The organism is Mesorhizobium sp. M8A.F.Ca.ET.161.01.1.1, assembly GCF_004792105.1.
Lineage (GTDB): Bacteria > Pseudomonadota > Alphaproteobacteria > Rhizobiales > Rhizobiaceae > Mesorhizobium.
The window spans coordinates 107,086-126,465 of the sequence record NZ_SRTD01000010.1; the positions used below are offsets into that span (position 1 = coordinate 107,086).

The 19,380-nt window shown below is 58.6% G+C and carries 18 protein-coding genes and 1 pseudogene; 7 read left to right on the forward strand and 12 right to left on the reverse strand.

Annotated features, from left to right (window positions below):
• Positions 1-6: 6 nt before the first annotated feature.
• The 7 genes and pseudogenes from EN804_RS23055 to EN804_RS23085 form a co-directional block, all read right to left on the reverse strand.
• Positions 7-726: a heme-copper oxidase subunit III family protein gene (locus EN804_RS23055; RefSeq protein ID WP_127872646.1), complete on the reverse strand. Its 720-nt coding sequence runs from the start codon at positions 724-726 to the stop codon at positions 7-9.
• A gap of 13 nt (positions 727-739) precedes the next feature.
• Positions 740-1,444: a cytochrome c oxidase subunit 3 gene (locus EN804_RS23060; RefSeq protein ID WP_127872645.1), complete on the reverse strand. Its 705-nt coding sequence runs from the start codon at positions 1,442-1,444 to the stop codon at positions 740-742.
• Entirely contained in the window at positions 1,441-3,210 is a 1,770-nt protein-coding gene (ctaD, locus tag EN804_RS23065) for a cytochrome c oxidase subunit I (RefSeq protein ID WP_127872644.1), read from the reverse strand. Before ctaD ends, EN804_RS23060 begins: the two co-directional genes overlap by 4 nt.
• 20 nt (positions 3,211-3,230) lie before the next feature.
• On the reverse strand, positions 3,231-4,109 hold the full coding sequence (locus EN804_RS23070) for a cytochrome c oxidase subunit II (protein ID WP_127872643.1): 879 nt from the start codon (positions 4,107-4,109) through the stop codon (positions 3,231-3,233).
• 151 nt (positions 4,110-4,260) lie between these two features.
• Positions 4,261-4,419, reverse strand: a pseudogene (locus EN804_RS23075) (JAB domain-containing protein); the annotation flags it as partial.
• Positions 4,420-4,537: 118 nt separating this feature from the next.
• A complete protein-coding gene (locus EN804_RS23080) occupies positions 4,538-4,762 on the reverse strand; it encodes a helix-turn-helix domain-containing protein (protein WP_135921456.1) in 225 nt (74 codons plus the stop codon).
• A 496-nt stretch (positions 4,763-5,258) separates the two neighbouring features.
• Positions 5,259-5,717, reverse strand: coding sequence for a MucR family transcriptional regulator (locus tag EN804_RS23085; RefSeq protein ID WP_135921457.1), 459 nt, complete (start codon positions 5,715-5,717; stop codon positions 5,259-5,261).
• 504 nt (positions 5,718-6,221) lie between these two features.
• Here EN804_RS23085 and EN804_RS23090 point away from each other — a divergent pair.
• Positions 6,222-8,582 carry a hypothetical protein gene (locus EN804_RS23090; protein WP_135921458.1) on the forward strand — a complete coding sequence of 787 codons (2,361 nt, stop codon included), beginning with the start codon at positions 6,222-6,224 and terminating at the stop codon, positions 8,580-8,582.
• A gap of 253 nt (positions 8,583-8,835) precedes the next feature.
• Here EN804_RS23090 and EN804_RS23095 read toward each other — a convergent pair whose 3' ends face one another.
• A complete protein-coding gene (locus EN804_RS23095; RefSeq protein ID WP_246693468.1) occupies positions 8,836-9,693 on the reverse strand; it encodes a thermonuclease family protein in 858 nt (285 codons plus the stop codon).
• On the reverse strand, positions 9,659-10,048 hold the full coding sequence (locus EN804_RS23100) for a hypothetical protein (protein ID WP_135921459.1): 390 nt from the start codon (positions 10,046-10,048) through the stop codon (positions 9,659-9,661). The genes EN804_RS23095 and EN804_RS23100 overlap by 35 nt, the downstream gene beginning before the upstream one ends.
• Positions 10,049-10,637: 589 nt before the next feature.
• Here EN804_RS23100 and EN804_RS37675 point away from each other — a divergent pair.
• The 3 genes from EN804_RS37675 (at position 10,638) to EN804_RS37300 (ending at position 14,343) form a co-directional block, all read left to right on the forward strand.
• On the forward strand, positions 10,638-12,218 hold the full coding sequence (locus EN804_RS37675) for a hypothetical protein (RefSeq protein ID WP_210237372.1): 1,581 nt from the start codon (positions 10,638-10,640) through the stop codon (positions 12,216-12,218).
• Positions 12,202-13,410: a PAN domain-containing protein gene (locus tag EN804_RS23110; protein ID WP_135921460.1), complete on the forward strand. Its 1,209-nt coding sequence runs from the start codon at positions 12,202-12,204 to the stop codon at positions 13,408-13,410. The genes EN804_RS37675 and EN804_RS23110 overlap by 17 nt, the downstream gene beginning before the upstream one ends.
• A 288-nt stretch (positions 13,411-13,698) precedes the next feature.
• A complete protein-coding gene (locus EN804_RS37300; protein WP_246693469.1) occupies positions 13,699-14,343 on the forward strand; it encodes an SH3 domain-containing protein in 645 nt (214 codons plus the stop codon).
• Here the strand turns inward: EN804_RS37300 and EN804_RS23120 are convergent.
• A complete protein-coding gene (locus EN804_RS23120) occupies positions 14,334-14,945 on the reverse strand; it encodes an SH3 domain-containing protein (protein WP_135921461.1) in 612 nt (203 codons plus the stop codon). The genes EN804_RS37300 and EN804_RS23120 overlap by 10 nt on opposite strands.
• A 252-nt stretch (positions 14,946-15,197) precedes the next feature.
• Between EN804_RS23120 and EN804_RS23125 the strand changes: the two genes are divergently transcribed.
• The 3 genes from EN804_RS23125 to EN804_RS23135 are packed head-to-tail and all read left to right on the forward strand — an operon-like array spanning position 15,198 to position 18,585.
• Positions 15,198-15,866 (forward strand): VWA domain-containing protein, encoded by a 669-nt coding sequence (locus EN804_RS23125; RefSeq protein ID WP_135921462.1) that lies wholly within the window; start codon positions 15,198-15,200, stop codon positions 15,864-15,866.
• Positions 15,866-16,663 (forward strand): PP2C family serine/threonine-protein phosphatase, encoded by a 798-nt coding sequence (locus EN804_RS23130; RefSeq protein ID WP_210237374.1) that lies wholly within the window; start codon positions 15,866-15,868, stop codon positions 16,661-16,663. The genes EN804_RS23125 and EN804_RS23130 overlap by 1 nt, the downstream gene beginning before the upstream one ends.
• Entirely contained in the window at positions 16,660-18,585 is a 1,926-nt protein-coding gene (locus tag EN804_RS23135; protein WP_135921463.1) for a hypothetical protein, read from the forward strand. The genes EN804_RS23130 and EN804_RS23135 overlap by 4 nt, the downstream gene beginning before the upstream one ends.
• Before the next feature lie 160 nt (positions 18,586-18,745).
• Here the strand turns inward: EN804_RS23135 and EN804_RS23140 are convergent, their stop codons facing one another.
• Complete coding sequence (locus tag EN804_RS23140) at positions 18,746-18,994, reverse strand: conjugal transfer protein TraD (RefSeq protein WP_135921464.1); 249 nt, start codon at positions 18,992-18,994, stop codon at positions 18,746-18,748.
• Between the two features lies 1 nt (position 18,995).
• Positions 18,996-19,322: a conjugal transfer protein TraD gene (locus EN804_RS23145; protein ID WP_135921465.1), complete on the reverse strand. Its 327-nt coding sequence runs from the start codon at positions 19,320-19,322 to the stop codon at positions 18,996-18,998.
• Positions 19,323-19,380 lie beyond the last annotated feature (58 nt).

Consider the following 19,380-nt stretch of genomic DNA (forward strand, 5'->3'; position numbering starts at 1 on the left):
TGCCTCTCACCAAAGATAGAAGAATGCGAAGATGAACACCCAGACCAGATCGACGAAGTGCCAGTACAGCCCCATGATCTCGACATTCTCGTAGCGGCCCGTGCGGCTGGTGAAGAATCCGCGCCGGCCGGTGTCGTAGTCTCCACGCCAGACCTTGCGGGCCACGATGATCAGGAAGATCACCCCGATCGTCACATGGGTGCCGTGGAAACCGGTGATCATGAAGAAGCATGAGCCGAATTGCGCGGCGCCCCAGGGATTGCCCCAGGGCCGCACCCCTTCGGTGATAAGCTTGGTCCATTCGAAGGCTTGCATGCCGACGAAGGTCGCGCCGAGTGCCGCGGTTACAAGCATGAGGATCGCCGTCTTGCGGCGGTCGCGGCGATAGCCGAAATTGACCGCCATGGCCATCGTTCCGCTGCTTGAGATCAGCACGAAGGTCATGATGGCAATAAGGATCAGCGGGATATCGGAGCCACCGATGCGAAGCGCAAAAACCTCACTCGGATTGGGCCACGGCACACGCGTCGAAATGCGCGCGGTCATGTAGGAGAGCAGGAAGCAGCCGAAGATGAAGGTGTCGCTGAGCAGGAAGATCCACATCATGGCCTTGCCCCAGGACACGTTCTTGAACGCACGCTGATCTGAGGACCAGTCGGCGGCAATGCCTTGCCAGCCCGTGGGCCGTGGTTCCGTCTGGCCGATATGTGTCAGTGTCTCTGCCATCCGCTTGATCCTCTCAGGTCAGCAATCGTTGGCAAATGTCGACGAATGTCGCGGCCCAGCCGGCCAGCAGCGCGAAGATGGCGAGCCAGACGAAGAGCAGGAAATGCCAGTACATGGCGCACAGTTCGACGCTGAGGCGAAGCCGCTCCGGCCGCGCTCCATTCCAGGCGCCGGCGGTGGTTCTGCCGAGGCCCACAAGCCCGCCCAATATGTGCAGGCCATGCATGCCGGTGATCAGGTAGAAAAAGCTGTTGGCCGGATTGGAGCTCAGGAGATAGCCGTCGTCGGTCAGTTGCCGCCATGCCATGAGCTGTCCGATCAGGAAGGCGAGCGCCGTGAGCCCGGCGGTGACAAGACCGAGCCTGACCATGTCGACTTGGCCCCTGCGCGCCGCCACCGAGGCGCATTGCAGGGCTACGCTGCTCAGGATCAGCACGCCGGTGTTGAACCAGAGCAGCCGCGGCAGCGGCAGCGGCTGCCAGTCCGACACCGTCATCCGCATGAAATAGGCGCTGGTGAAGAGCGCGAACAGGCAGCCGACAACGGCGAGGAAGACGCCGAGGCCGATCTTGGCGGTGGGCAGCGCCGACCTGTCGAAGGCGACAAAATCGCTGGCCAGGCCTTGCTCGAGCCATGGCTTGCCCATCAGCCTCTGGTGTGAAAGCCACCATCCGGCAAAACCGGCAATGACGAGCAGGAAGACCAGGATGACGCTCATGCCGGTTCCCTCGAGGGGCCGAAGGAGCCCGGCATGTTCTGCGGAATGAAGTCCTCCTTGGCGCCCGGCACGCTGTAGTCATAGGCCCAGCGGTAGACGATCGGCAGATCCTTGCCGAAATTGCCGTGGGCCGGCGGTGTATGCGGCGTCTGCCATTCGAGGGTCGTGGCCCGCCACGGATTGCCGCCGGCCTCGCGGCCATGGCGGATGCTCCAGATCAGATTGAACAGGAACACCATTTGGGCAAAGCCGACGATGAACGCCATGATGCTGATGAACGAGTTCAGGTGGTGGGCCGACTCCGTCATGATCGTCATGTCGGTCAGTTCGGCATAGCGCCGCGGCACGCCCATCAGGCCGAGATAGTGCATGGGAAAGAAGATCAGATAGGCGCCGAGGAAGGTGACCCAGAAATGGAACCGGCCCAGCATCTCGTTGAGCATCCGGCCGGTGACCTTCGGGTACCAATGGTAGATCGCGCCAAAAACCACGAGGATCGGGGCGACACCCATGACCATATGGAAGTGGGCAACGACGAACATGGTGTCGGACAGTGGGACATCGACGACGACATTGCCGAGAAACAGCCCGGTCAGCCCGCCGTTGACGAAGGTGACGATGAAGGCCAGGGCAAACAGCATCGGTATGGTGAGATGGATGTCACCGCGCCACAGTGTCAGCACCCAATTGTAGACCTTGATGGCCGTCGGAATGGCGATGATCAGTGTCGTGGTGGCGAAGAAGAACCCAAAATAGGGGTGCATGCCGCTGACATACATGTGGTGTGCCCAGACCACGAAGCTCAGCGCGCCGATGCCGACGATGGCCCAGACCATCATCCGGTAGCCGAAGATGTTCTTGCGGGCATGGGTGCTGATCAGGTCGGATACGATGCCGAAGGCCGGCAGCGCCACGATGTAGACCTCGGGATGGCCGAAGAACCAGAACAGATGCTGGAACAGGATCGGGCTGCCGCCATTGTGCGGCAATTGCTCGCCCATCTCGGAGATCGCCGGCATGAAGAAGCTTGTGCCGAGCGCGCGGTCGAGTAGCATCATCACGCTGGCGACGAACAGCGCCGGAAAGGCAAGCAGCGCCATGACGGTCGCGGTGAAGATGCCCCAGACGGTCAGCGGCAGGCGCATCATCGTCATTCCGCGCGTGCGGCCCTGCAGCACCGTCACCACATAGTTCAGGCCGCCCATCGTGAAGCCGATGATGAACAGGATCAGCGACGAGAGCATCAGGATGATGCCCCAGCCCTGGCCACCCGGTGTGCCGCTCAAAATGGCTTGTGGCGGGTACAGCGTCCAGCCGGCCCCCGTCGGTCCGCCGGGCGCAAAGAAGCCCGACACCAGAACCAGCACGGCGAGCAGGTAGATCCAGTAGCTCAGCATGTTGACATAGGGAAAGACCATGTCGCGGGCGCCGACCATCAACGGGATCAGGTAGTTGCCAAAGCCGCCGAGGAAGAGGGCGGTAAGCAGGTAGATCACCATGATCATGCCGTGCATGGTGATGAACTGGTAGTAGGCCTCCGGAGTGATGAAGTCGAACGTGCCGGGGAAGCCGAGCTGCAGCCGCATCAGCCAGGACAGCACCAGGGCGACCAGACCGATGCCCGTTGCTGTCGCCGAATACTGGATCGCGATGACCTTGGCGTCCTGCGAGAAAACGTATTTCGTCCACCAGCTGCGCGGATGATAGAGTTCCACTTCCGCGACTTCGGCGGGCGGGATGCCGTCCGCAGGGGTGATGTCGACCATAGGAACACCTCCGGTCCTTCTCAGCGAGCTCCGGCCGTTTCGAGCTTTGCTGCAATTTTCAAACCCGTCGTCTTGCCCGGCGCCTGCTCTACCGAACCGGTTTGCTGCGGCGCCGACAACTGCGCGAAAGTCTGCTGCTGGCCAAGCCAGGCCACGTAGTCCTGCTGCGTGTCGACCACGACCACGCCATGCATCAAGGGATGCCCTTGGCCGCAGAGTTCGGCGCACAAGACCTGAAAGGTCCCGGTCCTGGTCGGAGTGAACCAGAAATAGGTGACCGAGCCCGGGATCATGTCCATCTTGGCGCGGAATTCCGGGATATAGAAATCATGAAGCACGTCGATGGAGCGGAGCAGCATCTTGACCGGCTTGCCGACCGGCAGATGCAGATCGGCCGCTTCGACCACGACATCGTCCTGACCATTGGGATCGCCGCCGATCACGCCCAGTGGATTGTCGGCGGAGACGTCGCGGGTGTCGGATGTGCCAAGCTTGCCGTCCTTGCCGGGCAGACGGAAACTCCACTGCCACTGCTGGCCGACGACTTCGACGTCGGTTGCGTCGCTTGGGACGTTGACAAACCGGCTCCAGACGAACAGGCCGGGAACCAGCAACGCCGTGACCCCGACCGCGGTGACGATCGTCAGCCACGATTCGAGCCGCTTGTTTTCAGGTTCGTAGGCAGCCCGGTTGGCTTCCCGATGACGGAAACGGAAGACGCAATAGGCCATGAATAGAACCACTGCGGCAAACACGATGCCGGTGATCCAGAAGGTGATGATGATGGTATTGTCGATATAGGCCCAGTTCGAGGCAATCGGCGTCCACCACCATGGGCTCAGCAGGTGAAACAACACTGAGCCCACGACGATCAAAACGAGTACAAGCGCTACGGCCATGTCCCGTTCCTCCAGGCATTCCAAGAGGCGCGAAGCCGTCCAGGGAAATACCTGGCCCATTATAGCTTATTTTGGGGTCGCAATTCTAGAGCCGACTATGTTGATTGAAAAATCCCGGCTCTTGCCCTTGGCCTGGCGCCAGTCCCGCCGTCTAGATCAGCAGCAGGCCCTTCATGCTGGAATAGCCTTTTCGCCCGATGATGATGTGGTCGTGGACTGAGATGCCCAGCCGCTTGGCCGCTTCGATGATCTCTTTCGTCATCTCGATATCGGCGCGTGACGGCGTCGGATCGCCGGAAGGGTGGTTGTGGAACTTCCTGTCGCCGTAAGCTATCTTATTGAAATATATTGCAAAAATCCTTGTCTCCGAGCACGTTAGGAGCGGCTTTTGGGGGCGGTATTGGATGCTCCTCCGTCACTAATCACGCTCACTCACCGCCGTTCATGCTGAATCGCTTTGACGCCCGGCACGCGACTGTATTCTTTTGATCCCACGTCTCGAGTTCCTGAATTGGGTACAACACGGCTTTGCCAAGCTTGACGTACGCCGGTCCAATCCTCTTGGCTCGCCAATTTCGCAGCGTTCCAAGAGAGATGCTGCCGCGATAACGTTCCGACACTTCCTCAGCTGTCAAAAACTTCCTGTTGTCCATCAAGCTCTCCATATGTCCGACCTCGGGAACATGTGAGCAGGCTCAAGCACGCTCTCAAACCCTGGGTCATGCAGTGGCGCGGCCATGAGTGGGGATGTGCGTTGTAAATAAAAGCCGCTGAGCGAGGGCGTAGAAGCAGGGGATATGCCTGGATAGAAATGGGATCAACTGCCAATGCGATCTCCGGCATCATCGCCTCGACCCGCTCGTGCTTGGAGTTGACGTGGAGTCGACGAATTGGAATGAGGCGACGCCTGTCGGCGAGTTGAGCCAGCCAAGAAGGCTGAACTGGGCGAGCGCAGGGAACGCGAACCGGCACTGCCGCAGATTGACCGACCGACAATTGACGTGATCATCTATTGCCGCCCGCTAGAAAATAAGGCCGGCGCCCTCGCTGGGAGGTTGCCCGAATGACGCCGGCCAGACGGTCCTTTTCAGGTCCGCCGCTCTCCAGACATAGCTGAGTCTTTCCGTTACGTCAGGTGGTGGTGGCGAACTACGCTTTGGCTTTTCGCTTCGCAGGTGCCTTCTTGGCTGGTGCGACGGGTTCAGCTTTGCGGCCAAGCCCGATGGACTTCGCCAGTTGCGAGCGCTGAGCGGCGTAGTTCGGAGCTGTCATAGGGTAGTCGTGCGGCAAGTTCCATTTGGTGCGATAGGCGTCCGGTGTCAGGCCGAAATCCGTGCTAAGATGCCGCTTCAGGGATTTGAACTTCTTGCCGTCTTCGAGACAGATAATGAAGTCCGGTGTCACCGACCTCTTCGGATTGACCGCCGGAATTTGCGGCTCAACGACAGGCGGGGTCGGCGTGCCAAGTCCGGACAGCGAAGCATGAACCGATGCTATCATTTCCGGCAAGCCAGAGACCGGCAATGGATTGTTGCTGACATATGCGGAGACAATGTCGGCGGTTAACTCAGCCAGTTCGGCAGAGCGGGTATCGGATTCGTCGGTCATTGGTGGTCCCTTTGTCGGATTTGTCCCCTCTCTATTGTTTGATGATCAACGACGCAACCGCCCTCCTAAGCCTAGTCTGTCGAACTGCAGTGGAGCCGACGCGGCATTCGTAAGGTCTTCGGACAACCCTTTGATGTTTTTCAGAAGTAGTCGCTATCGTAGAACGAAAGACCCTCTTGGAGCGAAGTTGCCCGGCCATCATTCCGTTTGGCTGGGGTTCTTGGAAGCTTTTCGAACTTTCTGCCATGCTGCACCAGCCGAATTGCGCGTGCTCGCGAGCGAGGCCGGAACATGAATAGCTGCCACGACGGGATCTGATCACGCCTTCCATTGCGGGTTTCATTCGGAAGAGGGTGCGGCGTGGCGTGTTAAGGTTCCAGCTCATTTTAACCTCTGCAACATTCCTGCCAGACACATGCGCTTTGGTCCTCCCAAGCGACAAGAATCGGGTATGTGCGCGCACTCCTCATCCATTGTCGCCAACGAACCATATCGCTTGCCCGCATGACTGAACCTTCGCAGACCAGACTGCTATCCCGCAAAATTTCTGACTACTGCCGCATCCGTCTCGACCCTCTGTTCCCTCCTCAAGAAAGCGCGCGCGTCAGGGCCTTTTTGCTCAACCTCATCTCCTGTGCTGAAACACCGCCGCGAAAACTGCGCGGCTATGATTGGCAAGAAATTGGCATTCTTTGCGACCTCGACGGTGAAGCGCTTCGATCTGCCCGAACTGCAATCGAACCAGCATTGGACGCGATCGCTCGAAATACGAAAGCTGCACCGAGGCGCGCGACCACCGCGGGCCCTCGCAATACTAAACCGCAGTGCCATGAGCTGGAACGTCCACAGCCGCCGGCAGGGAAGGTGCCTCCTCCAAGTCGTTACAAAAAGCTCGAGCGATTGGAGCAGGAGGCTGCTGTAGACCGGCAGAAGCCCGGGATAAATCCGCGTGCTATCGAGGAGTTCCCACAGCCTCTCTTTGAGGACATATCTGATCATCCGAGCTTCCAGGCGGCGCTGGATTTCCAGATGCGCCGCCATGGCGACAGCTATTGGCATCTTCATCGTGCTGTTGTCCGAGACGATGAGAGTCTTGACCGCTCGACAATTCGTCACTGGCTGCAGGGATCAAAATCGCCGCGCAGCGTGGCGAGCATGGAAGTACTAGCTCGGATCGAGCGTCGTTATCGCCTTTCAGCAGGGTATTTTAAAGCGAGACTCCCGCTTCAGGCGCGCTCCGCCTCCGGCCACATTCTCGATGATATCGGCTCGGCTGAACGCCGTCGGCTTGCGTGGCACTTGCCCGACGACTTCAACACGCGTCGTTCCGAGGAGCAGGAAGAAATCTTGGAGTGGGTTCGGCGGGTGATTATCAGCGGGTCGACTGATTACCGGAAATTCCAGGCGGCCGCGTTGAAACAGCGTTACGCTATCCGCTTCCCGGGTATCACCTATGGTCAGTCCGATGTTGCAAATGACGGCTATCGACTTCAGCGCGAGCAACAGGACGATGATGGTGCGCAGTTCACAGACCCCGACCTGATGTCCGGCGTCATAGACGCACCACCCGTCCTTGGCATGGAAATGGCGGATTTGATCCGCTTCAAGACAGCGACGCTCACTGCGTTCGGTTTGCAGCGCAACGGTGTTTGGGGCGAGGAGACGGCATCGCAGAAAGTTGAGCATCTCGGTTTGATGTTCGGTGCGTTGGCCGCGCATCCGCGCGGACCCGTACGTGGCTATGGCGTTCCGACGCAGCATTTAACTTTTGGCCTGCTCGTCTTCCCCTCTGTCTGGGACTGGTATGTGCAATGGCGCGAGAGGCGGCGCGGGTTCTACACTGCTTGGGAGGTGGACATGTTGCGAATTTCGCTCGCGCTCACCCGCAAAGACACGGGCTGGCTGAGGCAGCAACCCCATCTGGCGTCGAGAATCCGCACTATTAATGGACTGGTTTCACAGACAGACATTGATCGCGCCTGCGGGGATTGGGACGACGCCTGCGATGTCTACTTCAAGCACGCCTCCTCCCGCGTGAAGGAGATCCAGCGCGTCGCGCGTGTGCACCGTGATCCCTTTGAACCAATCATGCCGGTGCTGGAAGCCGAGAGCCCAGTCGGCGAGTACCGAAAGATCACGGAAGAGATTCTTCGGCTCATGCCTGATGAACGCATTCATCGCCGTCCTGCCGCCGAAGCAGTGCGCTCGTTCCTGATGCTTCGGTTCGGGCTGCATCTTGGGTTGCGGCAGAAGAACTTGCGCCAGCTGATGGTCAGTGAGCGTGGGAGACTGCCGCGGTCTGAGCGCCAGCTAGCTGACATGAAGCGAGGTGAACTCCGCTGGAGCGAACGTGAACAGGGCTGGGAGGTGCTCATTCCTTCAGTCGCTTTCAAGAATGCGAACTCATCCTTTTTCGGGAGCAAGCCATTTCGGCTCGTCCTGCCGAACCTTGGCGGTCTTTACGAACACATCGAAGCGTATATCGATCGCCACCGCCGAGTGCTGCTTGGAGGAACAGAAGACCCCGGCACCTTCTTCATCAAAACGGTTAAGGCGACCAGCAAGGACGCTGCGTACGATCGAAATACATTCTATGAGGCATGGCGCCAGGTCATCCAGCGATATGGCATCTACAATCCATATACGCATCGCGGCGTGATCGTCGGCCTTCTCCCGCACGGGCCGCACAATGTTCGTGACGTGCTGGCAACGCACATACTGAAACAGACCGGCTCATATGAGCAGGCAAGTTACGCGATCCAGGACACGCCCGACATGGTGGCGCACCACTACGGTCGCTTCTTGCCGCAAGACAAAGCCGCGCTTGCTGCGCGGATATTGAATCAAGTCTGGCAGGCTGCCTAAAGAACGTTAGGGTGTAAGACCAATTTTTATGCTGACTTTGTCGGGATCGCGCGGAGTTTCCGTGGAACGACCGTTGCAATGTTTTACACAAGAGGCAGTACGGTGACCGATACGACGTTGGACGAGGAGCTCGCCGTGTATTCCCTTCTCCCACATAAGCTAGGTCTCTGCGAAGCGTCCAACATCAATCTATAAAGGGTTGCCGTCGCAGTCGACTTGGCTCAGGTTGTATGAACCATAAATGTTCCTTGAGTTATCGTTTCGACCGTCGCCAGCCAGCCGCCACGGCGTCCGCTTCTGAGCAGAACCACCGTTCGCCTTTGGTTTGGTTGATGATGGTTACGCTGTAATATTTTTGTCCCGGAACGTGATAAATACGGTTGCCGTCCACCGAAATGTTACCCTTGATGTTGCAGCCGGCGTTGCCGCTGCCGAACGCGAAGACCGGTGCGGACGTTGTTTGCCCATCGCCACTTTGCTGTACTCGCCAGTCCCAAGGTGTTTGAAACGATCCTACCCACAAGCCGACTTTCGACGCCTTTGCCTTCGCCTGTTGCGATGAAAAAGCACCATCGCTGTATTTTGGCCAATCGAGCGCTTGGCCGTGTTCGACCATCCAGGCGGCTACGCTTGCTCCGTCCGCACGTCGGCAGTCGCCAACATAACGCCCATAGCGATCCCATGTAACAAATGAGCATTTGACGGGCCTGGAGGCCGCTAGAAACCCGTCGAGCGCCTCGGCAGAACGCCGCCCGCAGGGATATTCGAAACCCTTTGCGTCGTCGCAATACTGGCGGCTCTCCGGGGCGTCGATCCCGTTGAAGCGGATGCGTTGGCCGTGCACTTCGATCGTGTCACCGTCAACAACCGATGCGGTTCCGGCTATCGGGCCGGGGTCGTTCATGGTGCCGAGTATTGGAACCCTATCCAAATTGAAGCGGTCAGCGCTGACGAAGCTAGCAGCGGCTGCAAGGCCGACGAAAATTGCGGCTATCCAAATAGGAACACGGAAGAGCCGTTGACCGCGAGGCTGGCGCGACTGCTTCATCTTATATTGAGTTGACTTCGCCATACGGCTAGTTGCCCGCTTCGTGCCCGGTTCGACCGCCATCTTTCGCTTCGGCAGAACGTTCGCCGCAACTTCTCCCTATGCTATCGACTTGCGTCCTTAGATCGCACGGATGGTCACCGTCGTTCCCGACGTTGACAACAATGCCGTTCCGCGCCGGGGGCACTAAGGTTGTTCCGCGAAAGCGTTGGACGACACCCGCCACGCGTTGCCCGTCACTTTGAATGTGCGTGTTTTGACTATTCGGATTGAACGGATCGACGGCCTGCAAAAGCTGGTTGGCGTGGTTCGAATCGCCGGCTGCGAGCGCCACGGTGTCATAATTATTCAAATAGTCAGTAGTGCAGCCCGAGATAAATGCCGCAAATATTGCGCCCGAAATCCAACGCCAATGCATGAAGGTATCCCCCGACACCAAGCTAGATCATGCACGTTTTGCATTTTGTTGTCGAATCTGCCGAACAACAATGATTGTGCGGCTCAGGATTTGTCGCCGGTTGGCGAGCACTTCAATCTCGATCTAAGACGTCACTCTCAGGCGTTTCCTTCAACCGTGCAGTCATCGCCAAGCCCATACGGCAACTCGCGGCTCCGTTAATTGAAGGATTGAAAAATCTATGAGCGTGAGGTGGTCGACGTGAATTGCGTCTGCAGAAATACATGCGCGAGGCGGTTCTTCCAGGAGCGTACGAGCGCGACGGTGCTAGTTTTGTTTCACGCTACGATAAGGAGGCAACATATTTGGTTTTGCTGCAAGGGAGCCCATCTGCCCAATCAATACTGATCCGAGACATATTGCGGAATTGGCGATGAGTCATCTGGTCTTGGTATAGTCGGAATGAAAATCGCCCCGGCCTTAACTACGACCCGGGATATTTGCCGATTACCGGCTCAGAACAGTTGCGGACATAGTTACTTTCCGGTGTAATGCAATCAGATCCGTGTGTGTGGGTTTGGCGGATCGGGGGCGTAATATGCAAACAACGATGAGTCAAAAGCTCGCTACCTATGGGCAGTGGACCTATAGGGGGGCATGGGCGCTTGAGCTCGCAGCGGCGACTATCGGTCTTATGACTGGTGTGGCTCTTGGCTATCAAGCTTTCGCGGCGAGCGAGTCAGTCACTGCGATGGACCTGACGCTTGCAAGCGCACCATTTCTGATGGTCGCCATTGCGGAACTCACCAAGATCCCAATTGCAACTCTGCTTTTCAGCGTGTCTTGGGTTTGGAAGCCCATAGTGCTCGTCTTCCTATTAATCCTCGCAGGTATCACGTTCGAGACCGTTTTCATGGGAATGGAGCGTGCAGGCGCCCTTCGTCAGCTTCGCTACGAAGATTTGGTGAACAAGATTGACGCGCTTGAACAGGAGGCTTCGAAACTTGCCTCGGTAGATGAACTCGGTAGGAAAGCCGATCAGGTCGACCAGGCTCGCGCCGAATTTGAGGAGATGACCGCCCTTGCCGAAAAGTCCCGTGCTGGCTTCCAGGCACAAATTGCAGAGGTGGACGCTGAACTGCAGGGGGCAACAGCTCTAACTCCAGAGGCATCTCGTGTTCGAGACCAGATCGAAGAAAAGAACACGGTTCGATCTTCTCTGATTGAGCAGCGCGATGCTGAGATAAGAGACGCCGTCACCCAATTTGAAGGCCAGCGTGACAGCTTCGTCCAGCGCATCAAGATGGCGCGAGACTCAGGCGACAGCGATTCAGCTCGTAAGTTGGAAGATGAGGTCGCCAAGCTGGCAAATCCGAGGTCCAAAATCGGCGCCAAGTTTGACGCTCAAATCGATCCGCTGGATCAGGAAATAGCGTCACTTCGATCGGATTTTGATCGACAACGCGCAAGCAGTCCGCCGATGACGGCCGACCAGAGGCAAAAGCTTGCAGATCGGCGATCGAATCTTGAGCAGATACGCGATGCAGACGCCGCTAGTTGGCAGAAGCGACTTGACGAGGCGGGCAAAAGGCTAGCCGCCGCCCAAGGCGCTGAAGCCAACAAAGCGACCGTGGCCGCGCAAAATCAGGTTAGACAGGATCAAATAGCCAAGGAGCTCGTGACCCTCGAGAAGGAGCGGATTCCAATGGCGCGTACCGACCAGGTCAGGCGCATCGCTGCAAGATGGTACGGTGCAAAGCCAGAGCAGGTGACTCCCGAACAGGCGGGCGTGATCTCAGTCATTTGGTTCAGCTCGCTTGCCGTGATCGCGGCGCTCGCCGGGCCGATCACAGCCATGGTGGCGCTCGCTCTTCAACGAATAGCCGCTCGCGGCGAAGTTCAGTCCCATAGCCGACTGTCGTCGCTCATTCGCCGCATGCTCTTGAGCTGGCGGTGGCGCCGCATTCGCACGATCGAGGTGCCGGTCGAGAAGGTCGTCGAGAAGGAAGTCGAGAAGCGCGTCGAGGTCCCCGTCGAGATTGAAAAGGTCGTCAAAGAGATACTCTATGTTCCGCTGTTTACCGATGATCCAGAGGTGCTTCGAACGGCTCTGAATAAGGAGCTGCCGCCAGATGTTGCCGATCTGGTCAGGTTATCGATGAAGGGGCAGGGCAATGCTCGTCCGGCATAGCACCGTCCTTCTCGAGCAGGCCGTCGGTCTAATCGTAAAGCGATCTTCTATACCGACACTGCAAGCCGAAGCCGCGGCTCAGGAGAAAATCTCCAGAGCGGCTGCATTGCGTCGGATTGCAACCGGAGGTGCAATTGCGGTAGCCGCAATTGGAATCGGCTTGGGTTTGAAGCTTGGACTTTGGGACACTCGCCCCACAATCCCAGAACCGAACACTCCTCGCACAGAAGTGCCCGCTCAGCCCGCAGAAACCAAAGCAGATAAGCCTTCCATCCCACTACCTACTCCACGGCCCACGCAAGTGCCGACCCCGCCAACGCCTTCAAAGGACCCTGACGTCGTCACCGTGGACTTCACAAAGTTCGCGACGAAGACGATCGACTTCCAGGGAGACAAATGGGAGTTGATTTCAGGCCATCACTTCAAGGACGAGAAGGATAGCTCCTGGGACACTGCGTGGTGCTACTCGCATCGTATGGTCAATGGCGTCGACGTCAACGTTCAACTGGCAAACAGGGTGGGTCCAGAAACACAGCCTGTCTCGCCAATATCTGCACGCGAGACCTTGGCACAGGCCGGTTTGACAGATGCCACGGCAATTCAGCTTGCAACGAATTGTGCATGGCTCGATGGCCGCACTTTTACAGCTTCGGATTTTGCCACCGATCCTCATCGGGAAGTGGGCGGCGTATCCACGCAGCCCCCGGTGATGACCACAGCGACCGATCCTGACACCGGCTTTGTCGTCGTATCGGGATGGGACGCGATTGGAAATGACCTACCCAACATGCCAATCCGTGGCGTTACTGCAGAGCAGTGCCAGAGCGCCTGCGATCGCGATTTTACGTGTTTGGCAGTGACGTATAATACCAAATACCAAGCGTGTTTCATGAAGGGTGACGCGTCCATTCTTGTAAAGAGCGAAGATTCGCTGATGGCTGCGAAGAAGGTTGTTGAGAGCAATCTCCATTATTCGAACCTTGTGTTTGCAAAGAACACTGAAGTTTCGGGAACCAGCTATTGGACGGGACAACTCAGGTATCCCGACTGCATTTTACAATGCGTGAATGAAAAGTCGTGTTTAGGATTCAATTTCCGGAGCAAGGAGATTATGTGCACGCTACTAAGCAGCGTAACCCAATCATCAGACAATTCGGCTGTCGCGTCCGGAATTAAAAGCGTCGGCAACTAGATGAGGTCTCCGAAGGAGTGACCTGCAACGATCACACGACGCACGGCGCCGACTTCGGTGCAGACGGAAGTTGCTTCGCGAGAATAGCAAAGTTAAACGTGCAGCCTGCACAGCACTCGCGGGGGCGCAGTGGGGTTTAGATACAGAAAGTCATTGAGGCTCACTCCCGGCGTTCGCCTAAACGTCACCGGGAAAGGGCTGAGTAGTGCCTCCTTTGGCAAGCCCGGCTCCACGCTGAACATGGGCCGAGGCGGCATTCAGAGCACGGTCGGTCTGCCCGGTTCGGGCATGTCCTATTCTTCCAAGCGCAGTGGTAAATCAGCTCTTTTTCTGGGTTTATTGATCGCAGCACTCGTGACCCTGATCTACCACGCCGCCAGGGGAAGCCGGGTGGCGCAAGTGTCCTTGCTCGCTATAGGCGTCGTCGGTGTGGGGGCGGCCTTGCTGGCCCAGAATTCCGACACAAAATCCGGCGCTGCGCCAAGCGTGACATCGCCACCCCGAACCGTCCGCCAGGAACCAGTACAGATCCAACTGCTGCCGCCGGTAAGACGCGACATCAGCCCTTCGAATCTGCCGCCATTTGTGGAAGCAGCCAAAGCGCCGGTTCAGCAGGACGCTCCCGTTGGCAATAGCTCGCCCACCTCCGCTGGTGTTCAGAAACCGCCAAGCACTTCATCGGGAACCGATCTGGGTTCCTCGGTAGCGGTCGAGCAGCCGCAAAGCGAGCAATTCCCAACGGCAGTCGTGACCAGGACCGCGAATATCCGTTCGGATCCTTCCATGGGCGGCACCGTGGTGAGGCAGGTGCCGGCCGGAACCGCTCTGACGGTGGTCGAAATCAATGGTCGCTGGGCCCGGGTCAGCAAGGACGAAGTCACATTCGGGTGGATCAACCGCTCGCTGCTGGCGGCACAGCCCTCCTACCAGTAGCACACCGGGCTTCTGCCGCCTGGCCTGCTGTAAGCGCTCCGGCCCCCGCACAAACGCCCATTGCGCATCAGGTCGTATGGGCAGTCGCATCTGCCGACCACGGGGTCTCTGACAGGATCGCCCGAAGCATGCTCCGAAACGGTGCCGGCATCTGATACAGCCCCTGGCGCGACCGGTATGGTCGAAGTCAGCTCGACCGGCTTCGCCTCGCTGAGGTAGTCGCCATGGATCCATCCGATCCGTGCCGAGACCGTCACATTGTACCAGTCACCTTGTTGACCATTGGTCTGGACCAGGTCGCCCAGCGGAAGCGTGGTGATGATACGCGCCCCGGTGTCCGGCGCGACCCTGACACGGACGTTTTTCGTGGTGTACAGCCAGCGAACCAACGTGATGGGGTTGGGCTTCTGAGCAGCCACCGTGTCGGGTTTTGCATAGGCAATCGAGCTGTTGTTCGGCTGTGCCTGAGGTGCCGCGGTGGTGGTTGCCGCGGGGACCGCGGGCGGGGCGGGGGGTGGCGATCGGGCGTCGATGCTCGACATGGCCCACCCGATAGCGCAGAAAACCGCGATGCCCCAGCCGATCCGTTGTTGGCTGACCATTTCACCCTCCCTGCACAATACAAAACAGAGCAGTCCACGAAAGTCGAATCGACTTTTCGGTGGCTAAATCTCAAGTCAATTGACAGCAGAAAGCGAGCATCTGTAGATAGGGAAGGGGATTAAAAATTGGGGGCGGGCAAGCGCATCGATGCGCTTTGCAATTCCGGTTTCAATAATTTTTGGACGCTACCTGCCGAATGCCGGAAGACCCGGGCTTGCGGGAAGCGATACCTTGGCGAAAAGGCGAGTAAAATGTCCAACCAGTTTGATCAGATACCATTTGGGGCTGCAGAGTTCGCGGATAACCCAGAACCTCGCTGTCCATGCCTCCTTCTGCTCGACACGTCCTATTCTATGAACGGAGCGCCGATCGACGCGCTGAACCAGGGCCTTGTCGCGTTCAAGGACGAGCTCGCGGCCGACAGCCTGGCGATGAAACGCGTCGAGGTCGCCATCGTCACCTTCGGACCGGTGAACATCGTTGCGCCTTTCCAGACCGCTGACCTATTCACGCCCAGCACGCTGGCGACCAGTGGCGACACCCCAATGGGTGCGGCGATCGAGCAAGGCCTCGAGATGTTGCGACGTCGGAAAGATGAGTACCGCGCGAACGGCATCTCCTATTACCGCCCCTGGGTCTTTCTGATGACGGACGGCGCGCCCACGGACAGCATCGTTGCTGCCGAACACGCGGTCAAATCCGGCGAGGCCGCAAAGGCGTTTTCGTTCTTCGCCGTTGGCGTCGAGGGTGCCAACATGGACATCCTTGCCAAGCTCTCCACGCGCCAGCCGCTGAAGCTAAGTGGCCTCAAATTCCGCGAGCTGTTCTCATGGCTCTCGGCATCGCTGTCGGGCGTCTCGCAGTCGCAGGTCGGACAGACCGTGGCGCTCCAATCTCCCGCAGGTTGGGCCGAGGTGTGATGTCTTGGCGCATAGCGTCGGCTAGCGCCATCGGCACTTCGCATGTCACGGCCGGCAAGCCCTGTCAGGATAATTCGGTCCATGCCCTGATCGAGGGCAGGGAAGGTCCAATCCTGGCGGCCGCTGTTTGCGACGGCGCTGGCAGTGCGGCGCACTCGGAGGTTGGGTCTTGGCTAGCCGGGCAGAACCTGCTGGAGCTCATTTTCGTGCACTTCACAGAGAACGGGGCGCTCGATCAGATCGACCGGCCAAAAGCGTTGGGCTGGGTGACCGAAATTGCCGAGCGCATCGCCGCTCATGCTCGCGCACTCGGACACGAGGTGCGCGATTATGCATGCACGCTGCTGGTTGCCATCCTCGGCCCCACAAGCACCGTGTTCTTTCAGGTCGGTGACGGCGCAATGGTTGTTTCGCACGGCAGTGAAGACGGATGGTCTTACGTGTTCTGGCCGCAGCACGGCGAGTTTGCCAACACGACCAACTTCGTCACGTCGTCAAATGTCGCGGATGTCCTCGAATTCGAGTTCGCGCCGCGGCGCATTGATGAGGTTGCGCTGTTCTCGGACGGTATCGAGAACCTCGTCTTGCACCAGGCTTCGCGCAGCGTTCATCAGCCTTTCTTCGATACGATGTTCCCGGCTGTCAGACGATCGGCGGCGGCGGGCGAGGATTCCACGCTGTCGGATGGATTGAAGGCTTATCTGTTGTCGCCGCAGATCTGCGAGAGGACCGATGATGACAAGTCGTTGATCCTGGCTACGAGATCGCATGCTGGAGCGATGGTGGCCGCAAAATGAACGCCAAGGTCCGCGAGGTGTTCACCCTGCGAGGGGAATCCCTCAAACTTGGCGAGATCGTCGGCCAAGGCGGCGAGGGCGCCGTCTACGATCTGGCTGCACACAAGAACCATGTCGCCAAAATCTACCACCGGCCGCTCGAGCAGCAGAGGATCGACAAGATCCGGGCCATGGGCAAGATCAAGACCGATTCGCTCGAAAAGCTGACGGCCTGGCCGACGGGGCTGGTCTGCTCCAAGGACAGCAAGCCCATCGGGCTGATCATGCCAAAGATCAGCGGTCGCAAGAGCATCCATCAGCTCTACAGCCCCAAAAGCCGCAGAACGGACTTTCAGCGGGTTGATTGGCGATTTCTGACACGTGTGGCGGCAAACACCGCCCGGGCATTTGCGGCTGTTCACGACAACGCCTGCGTCATCGGCGATGTGAATCACGGCGGTGTGCTCGTGGCGCAGGACGCTACCGTGCGCCTGATCGACTGCGACAGTTTCCAGGTCTCCTATCTGGGACAGCAATATCTTTGCGAGGTGGGAATCGAGACCTTCACACCGCCGGAGCTGCAGGGCAGATCGTTTTCGGGAATCGTGAGGACGCCCAATCACGACAATTTCGGTTTGGCCGTGATGGTGTTCCTGTTGCTGTTCATGGGAAAACACCCCTTTGCCGGCCGCTACGCGGGAACCGGCGACATGCCGATTTCGAAGGCGATCGAGGAGTACCGCTTTCCCTACGGGGCGAACGCCGCCGCGGTCGGAATGGCGAGGCCTCCGAGTTCCCCCGAACTCGCCATCGTCGGCCCACGACTTGCAAAAATGTTTGAGGATGCCTTCTCGCAAAGGGGAACGTCGGCTGGCAGGCCGGTGGCCCGGGAATGGGTGGCTGCCCTGGCGGAATTAGAAGCGAACCTCAAGCAGTGCTCCTCCAATTCCAGCCACTGGTCACTTGGCCCATCGCCATGCCCTTGGTGCAAAATGGAAGGCGCTACCGGCGTCCCGCTGTTCTCAACGGTTGTTCCCGCCGGCGGGGCTACGCTTTTCGATATCGCCGGATTCCAGCGGCAGGTGGACGCCATCCCGCATCCCGGGCCGGTGCCGACCGTCCCCGAAAAGAATTTAACACCAGATCCCAACGCCCTGAAGCTCAGGGGGCACGCGCGCCGCACCAACTTCCGGGCAGGAATAGCGGCCGCAGTGGTCGGCGTCGCCGGCTTGATGATGGCGCAGGTCTGGGTGCTGGGCATCGCCTTGGGAGTCTTTCTGGGACTGAGAGGTCTGCTGAACAGGGACAGTGAGGCTGCGGAATACCGGCGCGTCGCCGCCGAGGCCGCCGCCCAGTGGAAAAACGCGCAAACAACGTGGATGCAGAGGGCCGGGCCGGATGCTTTCGACAGGCAAAAAACGATACTCGCCGGGCTCAGGCGCGAATGGGACATCTTACCTTCCAAACGGGTAGCCAGGATCTCGGAGCTCGAGCGCAACCGCCGTCAGGCGCAACTGCACCGGTTCCTAGACAACTTTGAAATCTCATCGGCAAAGATCGAGAGCATAGGACCGGGCAAGAAACAGGTCCTGGAGTCGTATGGCATCGAAACAGCGCTCGATGTCGAGAGAAACAAGCTTTACAGCGTGCCCGGATTCGGCCCTAAAACCGCGCAGAAGTTGTTGAATTGGCGAAAGTCCGTCGAAGCCCGCTTCGTCTTCGATCCCTCACGAGCGATCGATCCACGCGATATCGCGCAGATCGACCAGGACATTCTCGGTGACCGCAAGCGGCTGCAAGGCGCCTTGGTTCTCGGTCTTGAGCAGCTCAAGCAGACAAGAGCCCAGATCCTTGCCGCCCGCGAACACAGTCGCCCGGAAATGGAGCGATTGCGGCTGGCATTGGATCAGTCAACGGCCAACGCCGCCGCGAGTTCAGGTTGAGGCGGCCAACGCTGGTTCGCTAATCAGGCTCGGTGGGTTGTGGCATACCTTCATCACCCTGTTTGTGCGTCGGTGTAAAATACCCATTTCGTACTGAGGCGGTTGTGACCGTTGTGATCAAATGGACGGCTTTGCATTGCACGCCGCTTGCCGACCACCGCTACATTCGCTCCCTCTTTTGGTCTTCATGCCGTTCCGAATCGAACGCCTCCTTTCCCTTCCCGGCCCACAGGTTCCGCGCATGCCCGCCTTCAATACTTTGCAGCTTGGCGGCGATCCAAAGCAGAGCGCCGTATATCGTGGCGCGATCATCATTGGTGAGCTCGACAATGCCCGCCTTGACGATGAGCCCGCCGAGTTCGATCAGATGTCGGGTGCGCCTGCGGCGCTCGATTTGCCAGGCGCGCATGTCATTGCGAGCTTGTGCCGCTTGCCGTCGATTGCGCGCTGCCTGGTTGTGTTGGAGCGCTGCGAGGGTTGCGCTGAGATGCCGGAGGAGTTCGCCGGGACCGGCTCTCGAAAAACATCACTCCGCGCTTGGCCCATGCCTCGCGCTTTGAGGTGTCTTTCGTCTCGGCAATTGCGACCAGTGCGCCGGCCAGTTCGTCGGTATTGAACTGATCGGCACCGGTGGCGATCACCAGCTCGCCAAGTTGCTGCACCTTTCGCGTTTTAAGCTCTTGCGCTTTTTCTTCCAGGGCCTTCAGTTCCGCGTCGAAGTCTCGTGGTTTTCGCATGGCTGTCTCCATTGATTGTTGATGCGGCAATGATAGTTGAGCGTCGGTCGGAAGGCTT